This is a genomic window from Geopseudomonas sagittaria (assembly GCF_900115715.1).
In the GTDB taxonomy this organism is placed as follows: Bacteria; Pseudomonadota; Gammaproteobacteria; order Pseudomonadales; family Pseudomonadaceae; genus Geopseudomonas; species Geopseudomonas sagittaria.
The window spans coordinates 172,697-189,943 of sequence record NZ_FOXM01000004.1 but is presented as its reverse complement, the minus strand read 5'-3'; the positions used below and the strand labels follow the sequence as shown (position 1 = coordinate 189,943).

General features: G+C 68.6%; 13 protein-coding genes, 1 tRNA gene and 1 pseudogene. 8 read left to right on the top strand and 7 right to left on the bottom strand.

Annotated features, from left to right (window positions below):
* Window positions 1-303: 303 nt before the first annotated feature.
* Genes BM297_RS06855 through rfbB form a run of 6 tightly spaced genes read right to left on the bottom strand, consistent with a single transcriptional unit; the run spans window position 304 to window position 6,876 of the window.
* Entirely contained in the window at window positions 304-1,677 is a 1,374-nt protein-coding gene (locus BM297_RS06855; RefSeq protein WP_092429605.1) for a sigma-54-dependent transcriptional regulator, read from the bottom strand.
* On the bottom strand, window positions 1,674-3,488 hold the full coding sequence (locus tag BM297_RS06850) for a sensor histidine kinase (protein ID WP_092429876.1): 1,815 nt from the start codon (window positions 3,486-3,488) through the stop codon (window positions 1,674-1,676). Before BM297_RS06850 ends, BM297_RS06855 begins: the two co-directional genes overlap by 4 nt.
* 40 nt (window positions 3,489-3,528) lie before the next feature.
* A complete protein-coding gene (rfbD, locus tag BM297_RS06845; RefSeq protein WP_092429603.1) occupies window positions 3,529-4,398 on the bottom strand; it encodes a dTDP-4-dehydrorhamnose reductase in 870 nt (289 codons plus the stop codon).
* Entirely contained in the window at window positions 4,395-4,946 is a 552-nt protein-coding gene (gene rfbC / locus BM297_RS06840; protein ID WP_092429601.1) for a dTDP-4-dehydrorhamnose 3,5-epimerase, read from the bottom strand. Before rfbC ends, rfbD begins: the two co-directional genes overlap by 4 nt.
* Complete coding sequence (gene rfbA, locus BM297_RS06835) at window positions 4,943-5,815, bottom strand: glucose-1-phosphate thymidylyltransferase RfbA (protein ID WP_092429599.1); 873 nt, start codon at window positions 5,813-5,815, stop codon at window positions 4,943-4,945. The genes rfbC and rfbA overlap by 4 nt, the downstream gene beginning before the upstream one ends.
* Window positions 5,812-6,876, bottom strand: coding sequence for a dTDP-glucose 4,6-dehydratase (gene rfbB / locus BM297_RS06830; RefSeq protein ID WP_092429597.1), 1,065 nt, complete (start codon window positions 6,874-6,876; stop codon window positions 5,812-5,814). The genes rfbA and rfbB overlap by 4 nt, the downstream gene beginning before the upstream one ends.
* A gap of 130 nt (window positions 6,877-7,006) precedes the next feature.
* Here rfbB and BM297_RS06825 point away from each other — a divergent pair, with 130 nt between their 5' ends.
* The 5 genes and pseudogenes from BM297_RS06825 (at window position 7,007) to BM297_RS06800 (ending at window position 10,285) form a co-directional block, all read left to right on the top strand.
* Window positions 7,007-7,834 (top strand): TlpA family protein disulfide reductase, encoded by an 828-nt coding sequence (locus BM297_RS06825; protein WP_092429595.1) that lies wholly within the window; start codon window positions 7,007-7,009, stop codon window positions 7,832-7,834.
* A gap of 58 nt (window positions 7,835-7,892) precedes the next feature.
* A tRNA-Thr gene (locus BM297_RS06820) sits at window positions 7,893-7,968 on the top strand.
* 251 nt (window positions 7,969-8,219) lie between these two features.
* Window positions 8,220-8,456, top strand: a complete 237-nt coding sequence (locus BM297_RS06815) for a hypothetical protein (protein WP_139231026.1) — start codon at window positions 8,220-8,222, stop codon at window positions 8,454-8,456.
* Window positions 8,457-8,552: 96 nt separating this feature from the next.
* Window positions 8,553-8,843: pseudogene (locus tag BM297_RS22100) on the top strand (PAAR domain-containing protein); the annotation flags it as partial.
* Window positions 8,844-9,889: 1,046 nt separating this feature from the next.
* On the top strand, window positions 9,890-10,285 hold the full coding sequence (locus BM297_RS06800; protein WP_092429591.1) for a hypothetical protein: 396 nt from the start codon (window positions 9,890-9,892) through the stop codon (window positions 10,283-10,285).
* A 141-nt stretch (window positions 10,286-10,426) separates the two neighbouring features.
* Here BM297_RS06800 and BM297_RS06795 read toward each other — a convergent pair whose 3' ends face one another.
* A complete protein-coding gene (locus BM297_RS06795) occupies window positions 10,427-14,236 on the bottom strand; it encodes a DUF3427 domain-containing protein (protein WP_217648244.1) in 3,810 nt (1,269 codons plus the stop codon).
* Window positions 14,237-14,589: 353 nt separating this feature from the next.
* On the opposite strand from BM297_RS06795, the gene BM297_RS06790 reads away from it, so the two are divergent.
* From BM297_RS06790 to BM297_RS06780, 3 genes are all read left to right on the top strand, one after another.
* A complete protein-coding gene (locus BM297_RS06790; protein ID WP_092429589.1) occupies window positions 14,590-16,038 on the top strand; it encodes a DUF3300 domain-containing protein in 1,449 nt (482 codons plus the stop codon).
* A 16-nt stretch (window positions 16,039-16,054) separates the two neighbouring features.
* Window positions 16,055-16,951 carry a DUF2950 domain-containing protein gene (locus BM297_RS06785; protein WP_092429587.1) on the top strand — a complete coding sequence of 299 codons (897 nt, stop codon included), beginning with the start codon at window positions 16,055-16,057 and terminating at the stop codon, window positions 16,949-16,951.
* Window positions 16,952-17,027: 76 nt separating this feature from the next.
* Complete coding sequence (locus BM297_RS06780; protein ID WP_092429585.1) at window positions 17,028-17,243, top strand: hypothetical protein; 216 nt, start codon at window positions 17,028-17,030, stop codon at window positions 17,241-17,243.
* Window positions 17,244-17,247: the final 4 nt, after the last annotated feature.

Below are 17,247 nucleotides of genomic sequence, written 5' to 3'. Positions count from 1 at the left end.
TGTGATGACGCTGCTTGAACGGCGTTACCCGGGCGTCGACCTGTCCGGCTCGCGTGCGACCGGCGGAGGGGGGAGGCCGGCCGCGCGCGGCGGCGGACAGGTCGAGCGCGGGATGCCTTGAGCTTAGCAACCGCTGTGCCAGCGGCCGGCAATGTGACGCGCCGCGCACCGCCAGGAGTGCGCCAAGGCCTCTGGCGCGGGCCTTGCAGGGGCTGCTTCGACTTTGGTCTAGGGCTCGGCGAGGGGGCAGTGCGAACGCCGGAACGGCGTCCGTGGCAGGCGGGCTGGCGGAATTCCGCCAGCTCAGTCGAGATCGTCGTGCGGATTTCCGCCAGCCTCGCCGAGGCTCAGGCCGTGCTTGCGCAGCTTGTCGTGCAGGGTCTTGCGCGGCATGCCGAGGGCCTCGGCCAGGCTGCGCAGCGAGGTATGCCCGCGGGCCAGCTCGGCGGCGATCAGGCTGCGCTCGAAGGCCTCGACCCTGGCGGCCAGGTTGCCCTCGACGGGCAGCTCGACCTGCGCTTCGCCCAGGTCCAGATCGAGGCCGAGGGCGAAGCGTTCTGCGGCGTTCTGCAGCTCGCGCACGTTGCCCGGCCAGGCGTGGGTGAGCAGGGCGGCGCGCTGGCCGGCGTCCGCCTCGCGCAGCGGCAGGCCGTGGCGGCCGGCCGCCGCCTCGGCGAAGTGGCGGAACAGCAGCAGCACGTCGTCGCCGCGCTCGCGCAGCGGCGGGATACGCAGCGGCGCGACGTTGAGCCGGTAGTAGAGGTCGGCGCGGAAGCGCCCCTGGTCGGCGGCCAGGCGCAGGTCCTCCTTGGTCGCGGCGATCACCCGGATGTCCAGCGGAAGCAGCTGGTTGGAGCCGAGGCGCTCGACCGCGCGCTCCTGCAGCAGGCGCAGCAGCTTGACCTGCACGTCGAGGCTCATGCTCTCGATCTCGTCGAGGAACAGGGTGCCGCCGTTGGCGAACTCGAACTTGCCGATGCGCCGCTTGCTGGCGCCGGTGAAGGCGCCGGCCTCGTGGCCGAACAGCTCGCTCTCCACCACCGACTCGGCCAGCGCGCCGGCGTTGATCGCCACGAACGGGCCGTCGCGGCGCGCCGACAGGTCGTGCAGGGCGCGCGCCACCACCTCCTTGCCGCTGCCGGTCTCGCCGAGGATCAGCACGTCGGCGTGGGTCGCGGCCAGCGCGGCGACCTGCTGGCGCAGGCGCACGATGCCCGGCGACAGGCCGATCAGCCGACCCTCCAGCGCATCGCGGCCGGACAGGGTCTGGCGCAGCTGGCGGTTCTCCAGTACCAGGCGGCGCATGGCCAGGGCGCGGCGCACGCCGTCGAGCAGGGTGTCGCTGGGGAAGGGTTTTTCCAGGAAGTCCCAAGCGCCGGAACGCATCGCCTGCACCGCCAGCGGCACGTCGCCGTGGCCGGTGATCAGGATCACCGGCAGCTCGGCGTCGCGGCCGTGCAGCTGGGCGAGCAGCTGCAGGCCGTCGAGGCCGGGCATGCGGATGTCGCTGACCACCACTCCCGGCCAGTCCGCCGGCAGAGCCTCGGCCACGCCGCGGGCGTCGCCCAGCGCCTGCACCCGCAGGCCGGCCAGATCGAGGGTCTGGCTCAGCGCCTGGCGCAGGTGCGGGTCGTCGTCGATCAGCAGCACTTCGGTGGCGGCGGCGACAGGGGTCATGGGCAATCCTCCGGGGACTGGGTGCCGATGCCGGTGTCGGCCGGCAGCAGGTTGAGGGTGACCAGCGCGCCGCCGGCCGGGTGGTTGGCCAGCAGCAGCTCGCCGCCGAGGGCGCGGGTCAGCGTGTCGCAGATCGCCAGGCCGAGGCCCAGGCCGCGGGCGGTGGTCTTGGTGGTGAAGAACGGCTCGCGGGCGCGCGCCAGCGCCTCGGCGGTGAAGCCCGGGCCGTTGTCGCGCAGGCTCAGGCTGACCCGCCCGTCGGCGAGGGTCTGCGCGCTCAGCCACAGGCGGCGCGGCGGCGCCTTGTCGCCGAGGGCGTCGAAGGCGTTGCTCAGCAGGTTGCCGAGCACCTGGCGCAGGCGGGTCTCGCCGGCCTGCACCCACAGGGTGGCGTCCGGCAGGTCGCGCAGCAGCTCCACCTGCAGGGCGCGGCGCTGGCTGGCCAGCAGGGCCAGCGCATCGTCCAGCGCCGGCTGCAGGGCCACGCTTTCCGGCGCCTTGCGGTCGCGGCGGGCGAAGGCCTTGAGATGGCTGATGATCGAGGCCATGCGCGCGGTCAGCTCGCTGATCAGCTTGAGGTTGCCGCGGGCCTCGTCGACACGGCCGTGGTCGAGCAGCACGCCGGCGTTGTCGGCGTAGCTGCGGATCGCCGCCAGCGGCTGGTTGAGTTCGTGGCTGATGCTCGCGCTCATGGTGCCCAGCGCCGACAGCTTGCCGGCCTGCACCAGCTCGTCCTGGGCGCTCACCAGCTCCTGCTGGGCCTGCTCGCGTTCGAGCACCTCCTGCTTGAGGCGCTCGGTCAGCGCGAGCAGATCCTCGGTGCGCTCGGCCACCCGCTGCTCCAGCTCCTGGCGGGCGCGGGCATCGAGGGCCAGGCGTTCGAGCAGGTGGCGGCGGCGCTGCAGCCACACGGCGAGCAGCAGCAGGATCGCCAGCAGGGTTGCCGCGGCGATCGCCACCACGCTCTGCACCGGGCGCTCGACCAGGCTGCGCGGGGCGAGGATGTTCGCCGTCCAGCCGGTTTCGGCGAGCAGCTGGCTCTGGCGCAGCCAGTCCTGGTTGCCGAGGGCCAGCGGCTGCGGCTGCTGGGTCGGGTAGGGCAGGTTGGCGGCGATCTCCGCGCGTTCGGCGGCGCTCAGTTCGCGGGTGGCGCGAAAGCGCCACTCCGGGCGCGAGGTGAGGATCACCACGCCCTGGGCGTCGGTCACCAGCAGCTGCTCGGGGGTGCTGCCGAGCAGGGTCTCGGTGTGGTCGAGGTCGACCTTGACCACCAGCACGCCGAGCACCTCGTGGCCGTCGCGCACCGCGGTGGCGAAGTAGTAGCCGCGCTTGCCGGAGGTGGTGCCGAGGCCGAAGAACTGCGCGGGACGCCCGGCCAGCGCCTCGCGGAAGTACGGCCGGAAGGCGAAGTTGCGTCCGACGAAGGCGTCGTACTCGCTCCAGTTGGACGCCGCCAGGGTCAGGCCGGCCGGGTTCATCAGGTAGATCACGTCGGCACCACTCTGCCGGCGCACCCGATCGAGCAGCTGGTTGGCGGCGTTGACGCTGTCGGCATCCTCCGCCGCGCGCAGGGCGCCGCGCAGCGCCGGCAGGTCGCCCATGATGTGCGGCAGCGCCTCGTAGCGGCGCAGGGTGCCGCGCAGGTTGGCGACGTACAGCTCGAGGGTCTGCGCGCTCTGCTCGGCGACCCGTTCGCGGTAGTAGCGGGTGGCCAGGTGCTCGATCGGCCAGAGCAGCGAGGCCAGCAGCAGGGCGAGCAGGACCAGGGTGCGCCAGCGCGGGCGGCGGAACAGGTTGAGCGGCAAGGTCATGATGGCGGTCGGCAGGGAGTCTGCCGGCATTATGGAGCGCTCAGGCCGGGCCGGCCAGACAGGCTGCCAGCGCCGTGCGCCAGTCGGGCAGCGTCACGGCCCAGTCGCGCGCCAGCGCGCTGCAGTCCAGCCGCGAGTCGGCCGGGCGCGCCACCGCGCTCGGATACTCGGCGGCGGCGATCGGCAGCAGGTGCGCGCAGGTCTCGCCGTGGCCGCGCAGGTCGGCGGCGATCGCCTGGGCGAGGTCGTACCAGCTGGCCGCGCCGCTGCAGCTGGCGTGGTACAGCCCGCCCGGGCCGGGATTGCCGGCGGCGATGCGCGCCACCAGCGCCGCGCTGACGGCGGCCAGGGCCGCGCAGCTGGTCGGATTGCCGAACTGGTCGGCGACCACGCGCACCTCGGCGCGCTGGCGCAGCAGGCGCTGCATGGTGAGCAGGAAGTTGTCGCCGTGGCGGCTGTACAGCCAGCTGGTGCGCAGGATCAGGTGCTGCCCGCCGGCGGCGGCGATGGCCTGCTCGCCGCTCAGCTTGCTGTGGCCGTAGACATTCAGTGGCGCGCAGGCATCGGTTTCCCGGTAGGGGCGACCGAGGCGGCCGTCGAACACGTAGTCGGTGGAATAGTGCAGCAGCCAGGCGCCCAGCGCCGCCGCCTCCTCGGCCAGCACCGCCGGCGCCTCGGCGTTGAGGGCGAAGGCGCGTGCGGGCTCGCGCTCGGCCTGCTCGACCGCGGTGTACGCTGCGGCGTTGACCACCAGCTGCGGGCGTTCGGTCTGCAGCACGCGGCGCAGCGCCGCCAGGTTGCCGAGGTCCAGTTCAGCGCGGCTCAGCGCCTGCAGCTCGCCGAAGCTGGCCAGCAGCGGGGCGAGGCTGCGGCCGAGCTGGCCGTGGGCGCCGAGGAGGAGGATCTTCATCGGTCGAATACCTCGGCAGCATCCAGGCTCAGCCCGGCGGCATCGCGCGGGGAGATCAGCGGCGCGCCATCCAGTGGCCAGGGAATGGCCAGCTGCGCATCGTCCCAGCGCAGGCAGCGTTCGTGTTCCGGGCTGTAGTAGGCGGTGGTCTTGTACAGGGTCACGCTGTGGTCGCTGAGGCTGAGAAAGCCGTGGGCGAAGCCCGGCGGAATCCACAGCTGGCGTTGGTTGGCCGCGCTCAGCTCGACGCTGAGCCAGCCGCCGAAGCTCGGCGAGCCGCGGCGCAGGTCGACCACCACGTCGTACACCGCCCCCTGCACCACGCGCAGCAGCTTGCCCTGCGCCGCCGGCGGCAGCTGGTAGTGCAGGCCGCGCAGCACGCCGCGGTGCGAGACCGAATGGTTGTCCTGCACGAATGCCGCGGCGCTGCCGGTCAGTTCGGCGAAGGTGCGCGCGTTCCAGCTCTCGAAGAAGCAGCCGCGCGGGTCCTCGAACACCCGCGGCTCGAGGATCAGCACGCCGTCCAGGGCGGTGGCGATCGCCTTCATGTCGACTCCTCCAGCAGACGCGTCAGGTACTGGCCGTAGCTGCCCTGCCCGTGCAGGCGGGCGCGCGCGGCCAGCTGCTGGCGGTCGATCCAGCCCTGCTGCAGGGCGATCTCCTCCAGGCAGGCGATCTTCAGGCCCTGGCGATGCTCGATGGTCTGCACGTACTGCGCCGCTTCCAGCAGGCTGTCGTGGGTGCCGGTGTCCAGCCAGGCGAAGCCGCGGCCGAGGCGTTCGACCTGCAGCTCGCCCATGGCCAGGTAGGCGTTGTTGACGTCGCTGATCTCCAGCTCGCCGCGCGCCGAGGGCTTGAGGCTCGCGGCGATGCTCAGGGCACGGCGGTCGTAGACGTACAGCCCGGTCACCGCGTAGCGCGACTTCGGTCGGGCCGGCTTCTCCTCGATCGACAGCGCGCGGCCGGCAGCGTCGAACGCGATCACCCCGAAGCGCTCCGGGTCGCTGACCTGGTAGCCGAACACCGTGGCGCCGGGGCGGCCGAGCGCCTGGCGCAGCGCGGCGATGAAGTGCAGGCCGTGGAACAGGTTGTCGCCGAGGATCAGGCAGATGCGCTCGTCGTCGCCGATGAAGGGCGCGGCGATCAGCAGCGCCTGGGCGATGCCCTCCGGGCGCGGCTGCTCGGCGTAGCTCAGCTGCACGCCGAAGGCGCTGCCATCGCCGAGCAGGCGCTCGAACAGTGGCCGCTCGTGGGGGGTGGTGATGATCAGGATGTCGCGGATGCCGGCCAGCAGCAGCACCGACAGCGGGTAGTAGATCAGCGGCTTGTCATAGACCGGCAGCAGCTGCTTGGACAGGCCGAGGGTCAGCGGATACAGGCGGCTGCCGCTGCCGCCGGCGAGCACGATGCCCTTCATGCGCCGCTCCCCAGACGCTGCGCCGGATCGTGGTCGGCGAGCACCTCGCTGCACCAGTCGCGGTGCTGCAGGTACCACTGCACGGTCCGGCGCAGGCCGCTGTCGAAGCTCTCCTGCGGCGCCCAGCCCAGCTCGCCCATCAGCTTGCCCGGGTTCACCGCATAGCGGCGGTCGTGGCCGGGGCGGTCGGGCACCGACTGGAGCAGCTGGCGGTAGTGCTGCACGCCGGCCGGCTTGTGCGGCGCCAGCTCCTCGAGCAGGTCGCACAGCGTTTCGGCCACCGCGCGGTTGCTGCGCTCGTTCTGCCCGCCGACCAGGTAGCTCTGCCCCGGCGCGCCGCGCTCGAGGATCAGCTGCAGGGCGCGGGCGTGGTCCTCGACGTACAGCCAGTCGCGCACCTGCAGGCCGTCGCCGTATAGCGGCAGCGGCCGGCCGGCGAGGGCGTTGAACAGCAGGCGCGGGATCAGCTTCTCGGGGAACTGGCGCGGGCCGTAGTTGTTCGAGCAGTTGCCGAGCAGCACCGGCAGGCCGTAGGTGCGCCCCCAGGCGCGCACCAGATGGTCGGCGCCGGCCTTGCTCGCCGCGTAGGGCGAGCTGGGCGCGTAGGGGGTGCCCTCGTCGAATGGCGGCGCGCCGGGCGCCAGGTCGCCGAACACCTCGTCGGTGGATACGTGGAGGAAGCGGAACGCCGCCTGCTCCGCCGCCGACAGGCCGCGCCAATGCTCGCGCGCTGCCTCCAGCAGGGTGAAGGTGCCGACCAGGTTGGTCTGGATGAACGCAGCCGGGCCGTCGATCGAGCGGTCGACGTGCGACTCGGCCGCCAGGTGCACCACCGCCTGCGGGCGGAACTCGGCGAACAGTCGGGCGAGCAGCGCGGCGTCGCCGATGTCGCCGCGGACGAAGCGGTGGCGCGGCTCGTCCGCCACCTCGCGCAGCGAGGCGAGGTGGCCGGCGTAGGTCAGCTTGTCCAGGTTGAGCAGCGCATGCCCGCCGTGGCGGATCAGCTGGAGCACCAGCGCCGAGCCGATGAAGCCGGCGCCGCCGGTGAGCAGGATGCGCATGGACAGTCTCCGCAGGTCATTTCCGGTAACGGCGCCGGGCTGGCTCCGCTACGCATAGCGGGCGAAGATGGCCGCCCGACTCGCTCCGACAAGGATACCCGATGCCACCGCCTGCCGCCCCGGAGGGCCGATGCTGACCTTCGATCTCGGCCCGCTGGCCCTGCCGGTGCGCTCCATGCTGTTGCTGCTGGCCTTCGCCGTCGCCTGGGCCTGCGGCTGGTGGGTGGGGCGCCGGCGTGGCGCCGATCCGGAGCCGGCGCTGTTCGCCATGCTGCTCGGCGGCCTGCTGCTGGCGCGACTGGCCTTCGTCGCGCAGTACGCCGGCGACTACGCCGCCGCGCCCTGGCGAATGCTCGACATCCGCGACGGTGGCTTCCTGGCGCTGCCCGGCCTGCTCGGCGCGCTGCTGGTCGGCCTCGGCTACGCCTGGCGGCGCCCGCTGCTGCGCCGTCCGCTGGCGGCCGGCGTGCTGGCCGGCGGCCTGCTCTGGGGCTTCGGCAGCCTGGCCCTGCAGCAGCTCGAACGCGGCAGCCGCCTGCCCGAACTGGTCCTCCACGACCTCGCCGGCCGCCCGGTGCAACTGGCCGAACTGGCCGGCCAGCCGCTGGTGGTCAACCTGTGGGCCACCTGGTGCCCGCCGTGCCGGCGCGAGATGCCGGTGCTGCTGGCCGCCCGGCAGAGCGAGCCGGAGGTGCGCTTCCTCTTGGTCAACCAGGGCGAAGGCGCCGCCGAGGTGGCGCGCTTCCTCGCCGCGCAGGGCCTGAGCGACCACGACATGCTGCTCGACGGCACCAGCCACCTCGGCCAGCTCGCCGGCTCGCGCGCCCTGCCGACCACCCTGTTCTACGCCGCAGACGGCCAGCTGCGCCACAGCCACCTGGGCGAACTGTCCACCGCGAGCCTGAAGCATGCCCTGGAGTTTGTGCGAGCTGCGCCGCGGAGTGACGCAAATCCCTGAGGATTCAGGCATTTCCGGGTTTACTCCGGCGCGCCAATCGCTATAATCCCGACCCATTGCCGGTATAGCTCAGCTGGTAGAGCAACTGACTTGTAATCAGTAGGTCCCGGGTTCGATTCCTGGTGCCGGCACCATATAAATCAACGACTTAGGCTCGCAGCGATGCGGGCCTTTTTCGTTTTTGGGGTTGATACCCCCGATTTGGTCACAGCTTCTTGGCGATCTCTTCGACTTGGCTGGCGTCAGCACTGCAGCTGTCTGTACGACGCAGATGTGCCGCTCATCCTCAGCCAGGGCTATTCGGGTGTTTTGCTTGGTTCGCCCCCTTGGTATTCGGGCTCTCTTGCGGGGGGCAGGTAGGTTGGGATTGGTCGGGGGCGGCTTCGTGGTTTACAACGGCAGTCCCGGCGATTTACCGGGTCAGGACTGGTCGGGCAGGTCCACGCCAAGCGAGCAGGTGGCGCGGCCCGGTCTTCCATTGCTGGGCTGGATCCCGCTCTCTTCAGATCAGCGCTGGTGGGTTGGCGACGGCGATCAGCTCGACCGGCTGTTCGGCAATGTACAGAAGCTGGCCAGTGATTTTGAGGCGGATCCCCTGCTGTTGACGGGGGAAAGGGTGTGAAATTGCGCGCACTTCTGATCGCCTGAGTGCAGGTGCGCAAGACTTTGCGCATAGGTCGGGGTGACGATCTGCTCTTTCATACAGGGAGCGTTACCAATGAGCGGAAAACCGGCGGCTCGCCAATCGGACCCCACCTCCTGCCCCTTGCCAGGCCATGGCACCAACCCAGTCGCGACAGGCTCGCCTGACGTCATCTTCGACGGTCTGCCGGCAGCCAGGATGTGGGATAAAACGGCCTGCGGCGGTGCTATTTCCGGGGCGGTATCCAGTACCGTTTTCATCAACGGTATGCCTGCCGCGCTAGTGGGCAGTACCAGCGACCACGGCGGCGTAATCATCGGTGGATCGGGGACGGTGATCATTGGAGATACGGTGGTCCTGGCCCCAGTCACGCCACCATCCAACCTGTCCTCGGCGCCAACAACACCGCCTATGGTGACGGTCCGGGGAGTCTCCATTCCCGCATCCACGATGGTCTCCCATTTTGTAGCGCCCACTCAGGCATCGGTACCTGCAGCACTCCCGCCCGACCCTCTCACAGCAGCGGCGCAGATCCTGAGTGACTTCCAGAACAGACAGAGCGCGGTCCGGGTTTTCAACGATCCAGCCAATCCGATGGGCACACCTACCGACCCGTTCGAAAAGAGCAAGATCATCGAGCAGTTGAAAGTCCGAGTGGCGAGAGCTCACGGGCAGAACATGACAAGCTCGACGTTCGTCCCCACCTATCCGCATCAGTCGGACACGAGCCTTTGCGGCCCGGCGGCGTTCTTCTATGCACTGCTCATGGACAGGCCCGACCTTTACACCCAAGCAATAACCGAGCTGTGGGAAACAGGGGAGACCACCATCGGTTCGCTGCACATCAAACCAAGTCATGGTTGCCGGAATCCCAAGAATTTGAGCTATCGCAGAGAGGGAGATCGAGTCTTGGCCATCGACTGGATATCGCTGGCCAGCCTGCGTGACAGCGAAAACAACCTGATGGAATACGACTCGCCCGATGATCAGGTCCCCGGAATCACGCTTCCATGGACTATCGAGTCTTGGTTCATTCGCGCAGGCGCCACCGAGGTTTTCAGCAATATCCAGCCCGCTAGTATCAGCCTGTCGGGACTCCTGGAGCTGCTCACTTACTTGGGGTCGCAACACCATGTGGTATCCCTTGTAAGCGCATCGATGGTGGAAGGCGGCATAGGCGCGGGTAAGAACCATTGGATTGTCTGGGAAGACCTGCCCAAGACGAGTAGCGGCGCTATCACTGTAACCACTCCTGCCAACGAGCAGATCACCGATTCGCGCTTGTTTTCGTGGGGAAGTCTGGGGCACCAAGTGACACGCGGGTTTACTGTGCGACAACTGCTCGGCGATGTGTTCGGGGGCAAGGTTTTCAGTCGAATCCCCTAAAACACTTATGCCAAGGACAAAGGTAGATGAACCTCCGAACGCTCCCAATCATCGGATTGACCATATTGCTGGCCAGTTGCGAGACAGCAATGCTGGGCAATGTCCTGGTGGGTTGTGCAATGCGCCCTACACCTGAGTTCATGCCGAAGAACCTGCCTGTCGCCAAGGTAGGTTCGGCATATGACGTGCGGATCGATGTCATCAATGCGAGCACCCCGGTTGGGAGGATTCTCGATGATCCTGAACATCCCCTGCCGAAAGGTCTGAACATCGTTCACGGCGAGCGCGAAAAGTACGGCTTTATTCGCGGCGTCCCGGAGCAGGTCGGAGCCTACAAGGTGCTGCTTTACGCCAGCACCTTCGGCACTCAGTGCGTGGGGCAGTATGTAGAGATAACCTATCGGCTCGAAGTGGCCGAGTAGCGCAGGAACGACCGAAGCCCCCTAATACAAAGGGGCTTCGGTTTTTTTGCCCGCGAAAAAACTCAAGGCGAAATCGCTGCCATTTTGGTGCAGGGATCAGGCTTTGCGTGTGGCGCGAATAAGCGGACCAAGCTCTGACGCTTAGCCCTCCAGCGCAAACACCACGCTCATCGGCTTGCTGCCGCTATGGCTTTGGTACTGCACTTTGCCGCAGTAGCGGAACGGCGCTGCCTTGCCGTTTTCCAGCTTGTTCTCCCGCACGAATAGATGCAGATCGATGTCCAGCGCCGCGTGGTTGATGATTTCCTTGCCGCGTTTGTTGTCGGGCGCCGTCTGGTTCTGCGTTTGCCAGTGGAAGTGGCGCTCGTCGATCCAGTGGTCTTGATAGCGCAGGTCTTCTGCTTTGCCCTGTTTGTTCAGGGTGACCAACAGCACATGGACATTACGCTCGGCGATCACCACATGCCCGCTGTTCCAGCTACCGGCATTGAATTCAGCGCCGAACAACGGCGGAATATCCTCGCGCATGAAGCGCTGGCCGACCTGCATCTGCAGCGGGTCGATGATCGCTTTCAGGCGGGCGAAGGTGCGCAGCTGCTCCTGCAGTTCGGCACTGACCAGAATGTCGGCATAGTCGGGGTTGTTGGCGCGCAGGCGGTATTGGCCGTTGGCGTCCTTGAGGACTTTGCGCAGCAGGTATTGGTTGTCGCCGGATTCGTCCTGGCGCTCTATGGTCATGATCTCGCCGGTGATCTTGCCGGCACTGTCGCTGCCGATCACTTCCAGCAGCAGGTAGTCGCCGTCACGGATCGGCTGCTTGCCGCCGTTCATCGAGTTGCCGGAAGCGCGGGCGAGGAAGTGGCGGCTGGGGTCGAGGTTGCCGTATTGCCTGCCGAGGCTGCGATATTCCTCGTAGTCGGCGCGGCTGGTGCGGAAGTGGCCGCAGGCGATTTTCAGGCTGGGGAAATAGGCCAGTTCCACCTGCTGTAGGTGGCTCGGTAGCTGATGCACGTTGTCCGGGATTGGGGCCGTGCGCGCGGCGTAGGTGGTCAGGCGGTAGTCCACCAGCTCCTGCACCATATCTGTCAGCGGTGCGATGGCCGTTTCAGCGACGACGAGATTGCCGATAAACAGGCCTTGCTCGACGCTGAAATAGCGGCCGCCGGTCCAGGCGTCGATGGGGTTCTTTTTCCAGTATCTCAGCCAGTCTCCAGGCATCTGCTTCGCGCCTTGAAATTCCTCGGGCAGATCGCCGAGCAACGGGCGGCGGCGTTGCAGCACTTGCCAGGAGCGCTCGGCCAGTTGTGCGAGTTCTACCGCTTCGCGCCAGCCGTCCAGCTCCTGGAAGGCTTCGAGCAGGACCATCTTGTAGCTCTTGGTCATCGCGGTGGTTTCCAGCTCGCGCAGGAAGTCGCCGTGTTTGGTGATGAGCTGACGCTCGATCTCCGGCAGTTCGGCTTCCTCGCTGGCGATCAGGGCGAACCAATGACCATGCTGGCGGCGCATGTCCGGCAGGCTGGCGCCCGAACGGTAGAACTCGGTCAGGCTGGGGCGGCGGCCGAGCACTTCGCGCAGGCTGCGGTAGTCGCTTTGCACGCTGGCGCTGTCCAGCGATTTGAGGAAGTCGATGAACTGCAGGTCGTAGTTGACGAAGCAGCCTTCCGGCAGCTCCAGTTGGCCCCGTTCCGCCTTGCGGGCGAATTCGGCCAGTTGGCGGTGGTTCATGCTGCGGTTCATCAGCGCCATCGGCTTGTGCAGGAAGCTCTGGTGGTTGGCGACGAAGTCCAGCACCACCAGCTTGTCCTTGCCGTCCGCCTTGCGCAGGCCGCGGCCGAGTTGTTGCAGGAAGAGGATCTTCGACTCGGTGGGGCGCAGCATCATCACCGTGTCGATGGCCGGCAGGTCGACGCCTTCGTTGAACAGGTCGACGGAGAACAGCAGCTGCAGCTGGCCGCCGCTCAGTTGCTCCAGCGCCTCGCCGCGCGACAGCTGGGAGTCGGCATACACCGCCGCCGCCCGCACGCCCTGCTTGCGGAAGTAGTCGGCCATGAAGTCGGCGTGGCGGGTCGACACGCAGAAGGCCAGGGTGCGCTGTTGGGCATGCAGGCGCCAGGTGCTCAGCGCATGGCGGGCACGGCCGAGGGTGGCCAGCTTGTTGCCCAGCAGCTCGGGATCGAAGCGGCCGTTGCGCCAGGGAATGCCCTGGTAATCCACGTCGCTGTCGAAGATGCCGTAGTAGTGGAAGGGCACCAGCAGCTTTTCCGTGACGCCGCAGAACAGGTCGCTTTGGTAGACCAGATTGTCGTCGCACAGGGCGAGGATATCTGCGTTGTCGGTGCGATCCGGGGTGGCGGTCAGGCCGAGGAGGAAGGCCGGGGCGAAGTGCTGCAGCAGGCTGCGATAGGTCGGCGCCGAGGCATGGTGGAATTCGTCGACCACCAGATAATCGAAGTGCTGCGGCCTGAAGCGCTCGAGGTGCTCGGCCTTGCCGAGGGTCTGCACCGAGGCGCAGAGGATGTCGACCTGGCTGTCGCGCTGCTGGCCGCGGTAGAAGCCGATGCGTGCCGAAGGCTGGATGCGGGCGAAGGTCGCCGCCGCCTGGTTGAGGATTTCCTCGCGGTGGGCGACGAACAGCACCCGGCGCGCGCCCATCTGCTTGACGTCGAAGGCGGCCAGCCAGGTCTTGCCGAGGCCGGTGGCCAGCACCACCAGGCCGCGCAGGTAGCCCTCGGTGCGGGTTGCGCTGAGCGCCTGCAGCGCTTCGCGCTGCACCTTGCTGGGCGTCGGCGGCGGTTCGCTTTCGGTGCTGCCAGGCTCGAAGGATTGCGTCGGCTGGATGCGGCGCTGCTCGTATTCGTCGATCCAGGCGTCGCTGAGTTCGGCGCAGCGTGGGTGGTCGAACAGCTCGTCGAAGCGCCGCTGTGCTTCCAGATAGCCGTGGTCACCGGGGTAGTCAATCCGGTAGTTCCATTCCAGCCCCTGCTGCAGCGCCTGGCGGCTGATATTGCTGGAGCCGATGAAGGCGCGCCCCCAGCCCCGCCCGCTGAACAGGTAGGCCTTGAGGTGGAAGCTGCTGCCGCTGCTCTGGTAGACGCGCACCTGGGCGCCTTGCTCGGCCAGCAGCATCAGCAGGCGCAGGGCCTCCGGATCGGTGACGTCCAGATAGTCGCTGGTCAGGATGCGCACCTGCGCCGGCGGCAGCTTGGATTCGCTGCGTTGCAGGGATTCCAGCAGGTCGGGCAACAACAGGCGCAGGCCGGTGGTCTTGATGAAGGCGACCGCTAGGTCGACCCGGTGCGCCTGGTGGATGGCAGCGCACAGGTGCGGTAGGAAGGGATGCTCGTCGCCGCCGGTCACCAGCTTGCGGGTTGCCTTGTGCAGCAGGGCGTTCAGCCACTGCTCGCTGCGGCCGGGGCGCTGGTCCGTGCTGGTCCAGCACTGCGTGCGGGTCAGGCCGGGTAGGTGCTCGGTCCAGGCGGCGAGGCGCGCTTCGTCGGCGTCGGTGAAGTGGCGTTCGTGGTGCAGGCGCTCGCCGCTGCCCAGCTTGAAGCTGCAGTACAGCACCCCGCCGGGCTTGAGGGCGCGCCACAGGCGTGCGAAGGCGTCCGGCAGCTGGCTTGCGGGCACATGCAGCAGGCTGGCGCAGGCCCAGATGCCGTCGTAGCGCTCGACTTCGTCGACCTCGGCGAAGCGCCGGACTGGCACGGCTTGGCCGAGCAGTTGGCTGGCGTGCTCGGCCAGCGGCGCGCTGGCGTCGAAGGCGCTGACCGTATGGCCGAGCTGCTGGAAGGCCAGGGCATCGCGCCCCGCGCCGCAGCCGGCGTCGAGGATGTGCGCGCTGGCCGGCAGTTCGGCGAGGAAGGGCGCATGGAGCCCCTGCATGTCCACGTCCAGGGTGTCGGCGATGAACTGCTGGGCGTGGCGGCTGTAGTAGGCGTCGGTGCTACTCACTGAAGAACTCCGATTGCGGCCGGCTGGCCCAAAGGGGGCAGATCAGGAATGCGCAGCGGTGCCGGCGTCGAGCATCGAGAAGCTGAGGCGAAGGGACCATCCCTGAGGTACCACGGTCTGCCATGAGGAGCGCTACCTTATCATCCAGCCAACAACGCTGCCTGCTGGGGTGAAACTCAGCTTTGGGGGCAGCCAAGACGTCCTCCTGTTCGTAAAACTCGCTGCGCCCGGTCGGCTTCCGTACGCAACCCGAGCGCACTGCCTATGCTTTCTAGGGCTACTGCATGTCGTCTCCGGCGGGCAGTGGTACTGCCGCAGCATTCCGTCCCGCTTTCCCGTCCAGGAGAAGCGCCATGCCTATCGATCGTCGTTTCAGTGCCGTCCTGCTTGCCTGTCTGGCCCTGGTCGGCTGGCCGCAGCTGGGCGTTGCCCAGGCGGCTACGGAGGCCGCCAGCGCACCGCCCGCCGCCGCGCCGGCTGCCGCGGTGTTTCGCCAGGAGGAGCTTGACCAGATGATGGCGCCGCTGGCGCTGTATCCGGACGCCCTGCTGGCCCAGGTGCTGATGGCCTCGACCTACCCGGGCGATGTCGCCGACGCCGTGGCCTGGTCCAAGGCGAATCCGAAGGCCAGCGGCGACGACGCCGTGCGCCAGGTGGCGGACAAGCCGTGGGATCCCAGCGTACAGTCGCTGGTCGCCTTCCCGGCGGTGCTGGTCACCCTCGGTCAGGACCCGGCCTGGGTGCAGCGGGTCGGCGATGCCTTCCTCGCCCAGCCCGGCGACGTGATGGATTCGGTGCAGCGCCTGCGCCGCCAGGCGCAGGCCGCTGGCAATCTCGAATCCAACGAGCAGCAGACGGTCACCGTGCAGAGTGCGGCGCAGGGCGGCTCCACTACCGTGGTGCAGGCACCGCCGGCGGAGCAGACCATCATCATCGAGCCGGCCGACCCGCAGGTGGTCTACGTGCCGAGCTACAACCCCAGCGTGGTCTACGGCAGCTGGCCGTATCCGTCCTATCCGCCGGTGTACTACCCGCCGCCGCCCGGCTACTACTTCGGCTCGGCGCTGGTGGCCGGCCTGGGTTTCGCCGCCGGGGTGGCGATCATCGATTCGGTCTGGGGCGACTGCGACTGGGGCCACGGCGACGTCGACATCGACGTCAACAAGTACAACAACATCAACAGCAACCGGAAGATCGACGCCAGCCAGAGGAATTGGCAGCACAACGCGGCCAATCGCGACGGCGTACCCTACCGCGACCGCACCAGCCGCGAGCGTTACAGCCAGCGCCTGCCCGGCGCCGAGCAGCGCGAAGCCCTGCGCGGCCGCGAGCCGACGCGCATGGCCGAGCGCGAGCGAGCCAGCCAGACCCTCAGCCAGCGTGGCTTCCAGGCCCCGGCCACCAGCAACCGCGAGGCGCGCGAGCGGGCCCAGGTCGCCGACCGCCAGATGCGCAGTGAGGGGCAGTTGCGTGATCGCGGTCAGGCCGCCGACCGCGGTATGCGTGGCCAGCCGGAGCGGATCGGCCAGCGCAGCCAGGCCAGCGCCCAGCCGCGCGAGCGGACGCAGAACAGTGCCCAGGCCCGCCAGTCGGCGCGCCAGCAGTACGCCAGCAGCCCGGGCAGCCGCAACAACGCCTTCGCCGGCGCCCGCGAGCCGTCGCGCTCCAAGGCCGTCGCCAGCCGGGGCGAGACCAGCCGGGCCTCGGCCAGCCGGCCGCGAGCGGAGCGCGCCAGCCGCCCGGTGCAGCGCTCGGCACCCAGCAGACCTTCCCGCGGTGGCGGCGGCGGCTTCCGGCGCTGAGACAAGGAGACTTCCCATGCATCCGCTCTTGCGTATCTGTCTGCCGGCCCTGCTGGTCCTGCTGACCCTGGAGGCGCGCGCCCAGCAAGCCTTCGCCACTCCCACCGCTGCCGTCGATGCGCTGATCGCGGCGCTGGGCACCGAGCGTGCCGATCCCCTGCGCATGGCCAGTCTGCTCGGCGCCGACTGGCAGACCTTCATCCCCACCGCCGACATCGAGCGCAAGGACGTCGACGCCTTCCTTGCCCTGTACCGCGAGCGGCGCACCATCCGCCTCGGTGGCCAGGGGCGCGCCAGCCTGGTGGTCGGCAACACGCCGTTCACTTTTCCGCTGCCGCTGGTCCACGGCCCGGAAGGCTGGCGCTTCGACCCCAGGGCCGGCGGCGAGGAGATCCGCGCACGGCGCATCGGCCGCAACGAGCTGTCCGCCATCGAGGCGGTGCGCGCCTACCACGATGCGCAGATGGACTACGCTGAGGCCGACCACGATGGCGACGGGGTGCTCGAGTACGCGCAGAAGTTCATGAGCAGCGACGGCCAGTACGATGGCCTGTACTGGCCCGAGGAGCCGGGCGTGCCGGAAAGCCCGCTCGGCCCGCTGTTCGGCGACGAGCTGCCGGACGGGGTGTGGCACGGCTACCGCTACCGCATCCTCGACGCCCAGGGCCGCTCGGCGCCGGGCGGCGCCTACGCCTACAAGATCGGCGACAACATGAGCCGCGGCTTCGCCCTGGTCGCCTGGCCGGCCGACTACGCCGACAGCGGGGTGATGAGCTTCATGATCAGCCACGATGGCCAGGTGTTCGAGAAGGACATGGGCGCCGACGGCGAGAAGGTCGCCAGGACGATGAGCCGCTTCGACCCGGACAGCAGCTGGCACGAGGTGAAGGAGGCGGCGGTGGCGCAGCATTGAGCGCCACGCGCCACTGACGGGCGGGGCGGCGCCGTGATCGGCTAGACTGGCCGTCCTCTGTCCGGCGAGCCGCAGCATGTCCGACCACGACCACGAAGAACAACAGTCCCGTGCCGACTACCACTGCGCCCACCAGGCGCGTGCGCTGGCCGAGGCCGAGCGCCTCCTGGCGGCGCGCGAGCGTCTCGGCGGACGCTGGCTGACCTGGGTGGCGGGGGAGCTGTATGCGCTGACCCCGCCGCAGTTCGCCAGCATGGTGCGGCGCGAGCTGCAGCGGTTGCGGGGCAGCTAGTTAG

Coding starts and splice junctions, on each gene's coding strand:
- BM297_RS06855 (WP_092429605.1), bottom strand. CDS start 1,677: ATGACCCCTGTCGCCGCCGCCACCGAAGTGCTGCTGATCGACGACGAC.
- BM297_RS06850 (WP_092429876.1), bottom strand. CDS start 3,488: ATGACCTTGCCGCTCAACCTGTTCCGCCGCCCGCGCTGGCGCACCCTG.
- rfbD (WP_092429603.1), bottom strand. CDS start 4,398: ATGAAGATCCTCCTCCTCGGCGCCCACGGCCAGCTCGGCCGCAGCCTC.
- rfbC (WP_092429601.1), bottom strand. CDS start 4,946: ATGAAGGCGATCGCCACCGCCCTGGACGGCGTGCTGATCCTCGAGCCG.
- rfbA (WP_092429599.1), bottom strand. CDS start 5,815: ATGAAGGGCATCGTGCTCGCCGGCGGCAGCGGCAGCCGCCTGTATCCG.
- rfbB (WP_092429597.1), bottom strand. CDS start 6,876: ATGCGCATCCTGCTCACCGGCGGCGCCGGCTTCATCGGCTCGGCGCTG.
- BM297_RS06825 (WP_092429595.1), top strand. CDS start 7,007: ATGCTGACCTTCGATCTCGGCCCGCTGGCCCTGCCGGTGCGCTCCATG.
- BM297_RS06800 (WP_092429591.1), top strand. CDS start 9,890: ATGAACCTCCGAACGCTCCCAATCATCGGATTGACCATATTGCTGGCC.
- BM297_RS06790 (WP_092429589.1), top strand. CDS start 14,590: ATGCCTATCGATCGTCGTTTCAGTGCCGTCCTGCTTGCCTGTCTGGCC.
- BM297_RS06785 (WP_092429587.1), top strand. CDS start 16,055: ATGCATCCGCTCTTGCGTATCTGTCTGCCGGCCCTGCTGGTCCTGCTG.
- BM297_RS06780 (WP_092429585.1), top strand. CDS start 17,028: ATGTCCGACCACGACCACGAAGAACAACAGTCCCGTGCCGACTACCAC.